The organism is Kitasatospora sp. MBT63, assembly GCF_000710465.2.
Classification (GTDB): Bacteria; Actinomycetota; Actinomycetes; order Streptomycetales; family Streptomycetaceae; genus Kitasatospora.
Genome location: NZ_JAIZ01000527.1, coordinates 1 through 2,639, shown reverse-complemented (window position 1 = coordinate 2,639; position 2,639 = coordinate 1). Strand labels below are relative to the sequence as shown.

Here is a 2,639-nt window from a genome sequence, read left to right as displayed (position 1 = left end):
CGAGAACCCGGGCCTGTTCGGTGAGCGTCCGCAGCACGGCCGGGCCGACCAGGCCCAGGCCGGCGGCCCCGCCGCCCGCGGCGGCCTGGCTCCGCGCCGCCCGCAAGGCCCCCAGGGCCAGCCGGCCCCGCAGGGCCGTCCGCAGCAGCAGCCGCAGCAGCTGCCGCAGGCCTCCGCCGAGAGCGCGGCCGAGTCCACCGCGCAGTTCGCCCGTCCCCGGTTCGAGGCCAGCGACATCGACCCGCGTGACCCGCTGGGTCTCGGTCTGGTCGAGCCGGTGCTTCCCAACGTCCCCGGACCGGTCGGCCAGCCGCAGCAGGACCAGGCCCAGCAGGCGTACCAGCAGCCGGGCCAGGCCCCGGCCGCGCAGCGCCAGGCCGCCGAGCGCCCGCAGCCGATGGCCCTGCCGACCGGCCCGGGCCCCGAGGACACCCAGTGGGTCCGTCAGCAGGCCGGCGAGCGCCCGCAGGCCTACCAGCCGCAGCGCCCGGGCACCTCGGCCCCCGGAATCGCCCCGCAGGGCAACCCGCAGCAGGGTCACCCGCAGCAGGGCCGTCCGGCCCCGCAGCGCCAGGCGCGGCAGCAGCCGCAGGGCCAGGCCCGGCCGCAGCAGCAGGCGCCGCAGCAGCCGGAGGCCCCGTGGCGCCCGTCGGCCAACGACGAGCGCTGGCGGCGGGCCGAGCAGCTGCGCGAGCCCTCGACGGGTGGTCTCACCACCTCCGGGCTCCCGCGCCGCACCCCGCAGGCGAACCTGGTGTCCGGCACGGCGGAGTCCGCCCCGCTGACCGGTCCGCAGGTCTCCCGCAGCCCCGAGGAGGTGCGCGGCCGGCTGACCAACCTGCGCCGCGGCATCCAGCAGGGCCGGCAGGCGGGCACCGGTCCGGCGGCCGGCCAGGCCCCGGGCGCCGCCCAGGGCCAGGGCCAGCAGGGATTCGACGGCTTCGGCGGCGCGGCACGCGGCAACCGTCCCGGTCATGACGGGCAGCGCAACGCCGATGGCACCTATGGCTTCGGCCCCGAGCACCAGGAGCGTTGAGTTGAGTCAGATGAGCCAGGCCGCACAGAACCTGAACTGGCTGATCACCAATTTCGTGGACAACACCCCCGGGGTGTCGCACACGGTGGTGGTCTCCGCCGACGGTCTCCTGCTGTGCATGTCCGAGGGCTTCCCGCGGGACCGCGCCGACCAGCTCGCCGCGGTCGCCTCCGGGCTGACCTCGCTGACCTCCGGCGCCAGCCGGATCTTCGAGGGCGGCGAGGTCAACCAGACCGTCGTCGAGATGGAGCGGGGCTTCCTGTTCCTGATGGCGGTCAGCGACGGATCGGCCCTGGCCGTCCTCGCCTCCCCCGACTCCGACATCGGTCTGGTGGGCTACGAGATGGCCCTCCTCGTCGACCGCGCCGGAGCCGTCCTCACCCCCGCGCTGCGCGCGGAACTCCAGGGCAGTCTCCTGCATTGAGGTAGTCAACCGCGCCCCGTGCCGGGCCGCCCGTCCCGGGCCCGGCACACGAACCCCGGTCGCCGCGAGGCGACTGACCCCGCCTCAGCCGGCCAGTGCCGGCTGACAGCCGCCAGCGACGGCTGCAGCACAAGGAGGACTCATGACCCCGCCCCCGACACCCGCCGGCTCGTACGGCAGCGGGTACGGCAGTGGCTACGGCGGCCAGCAGGCCGGCGGCGGCTACGGTGGCCAGCAGTCCGACGGCTACGAGCAGCAGCCGCTGGTCCGCCCGTACGCGATGACCGGCGGCCGGACCCGGCCCCGCTACCAGCTGGCGATCGAGGCACTGATCTCGACCACCGGCAACGCCGAGCGGACCGGCGGCCTGCTGCCGGAGCACGCCCGGATCGTCGGGCTGTGCCGCGAGGTCAAGTCGGTCGCGGAGATCTCCGCGCTCGCCGGGGTGCCGCTCGGGGTCGCCCGGATCCTCGTCGCAGACCTGGCCGAAGCCGGCCTGGTCGCCATCCACCAGCCCGCCGCTGCGGGCGAGTCGGGCGGTACGCCTGACGTCACGCTGCTCGAAAGGGTCCTCAGTGGACTTCGCAAGCTCTAACGCGGCCGCCCCCAGCCGCGCCACCACCTCGGCGAAGATCGTCGTCGCGGGCGGCTTCGGCGTGGGCAAGACCACCCTCGTCGGTGCGGTCTCCGAGATCAACCCGCTGCGCACCGAAGCCGTCATGACCAGCGCCAGCGCCGGCATCGACGACCTCACCCACACCGCGGGCAAGACGACCACCACGGTCGCCATGGACTTCGGCCGCATCACCCTCGACGAGGACCTGATCCTCTACCTCTTCGGCACCCCCGGCCAGGACCGCTTCTGGTTCATGTGGGACGACCTCGTCCGCGGCGCCATCGGCGCCGTCGTCCTCGTCGACACCCGCCGCCTCGCCGACTGCTTCCCCGCCCTCGACTACTTCGAGAACAGCGGACTGCCCTTCGTCGTCGGCCTCAACGGCTTCGAAGGCCACCAACCGCACACCCCCGAAGAAGTCCGCGAAGCACTCCAGCTCGGCCCCGACACCCCGATCATCGCCCTCGACGCCCGACGCCGGGACAGCGCCAAGAGCGCCCTGATCACCCTGGTCGAACACGCCCTCCTCGCCCGCCTCCGGTGAGGAGGGGCCCACTCCTCGC

Annotated in this window: 3 protein-coding genes and 1 pseudogene; all 4 read left to right on the top strand. The window is 74.5% G+C overall.

Annotated features, from left to right (window positions below; genetic code table 11):
- Positions 1 to 1,036 (top strand): annotated as a pseudogene (locus AA75_RS51045) (hypothetical protein); the annotation flags it as partial.
- Between the two features lie 10 nt (positions 1,037 to 1,046).
- Positions 1,047 to 1,460, top strand: coding sequence for a roadblock/LC7 domain-containing protein (locus AA75_RS28385; RefSeq protein WP_030057391.1), 414 nt, complete (start codon positions 1,047 to 1,049; stop codon positions 1,458 to 1,460).
- A gap of 142 nt (positions 1,461 to 1,602) precedes the next feature.
- Positions 1,603 to 2,055: a DUF742 domain-containing protein gene (locus AA75_RS28380; protein ID WP_033823132.1), complete on the top strand. Its 453-nt coding sequence runs from the start codon at positions 1,603 to 1,605 to the stop codon at positions 2,053 to 2,055.
- On the top strand, positions 2,036 to 2,620 hold the full coding sequence (locus AA75_RS28375; protein ID WP_033823131.1) for an ATP/GTP-binding protein: 585 nt from the start codon (positions 2,036 to 2,038) through the stop codon (positions 2,618 to 2,620). The genes AA75_RS28380 and AA75_RS28375 overlap by 20 nt, the downstream gene beginning before the upstream one ends.
- The last annotated feature ends 19 nt before the right edge of the window (positions 2,621 to 2,639 follow it).

Bases quoted from the DNA above. Each gene is read 5' to 3' on its own strand.
- AA75_RS28385 (WP_030057391.1), top strand. From the start codon at position 1,047: ATGAGCCAGGCCGCACAGAACCTGAACTGGCTGATCACCAATTTCGTG.
- AA75_RS28380 (WP_033823132.1), top strand. From the start codon at position 1,603: ATGACCCCGCCCCCGACACCCGCCGGCTCGTACGGCAGCGGGTACGGC.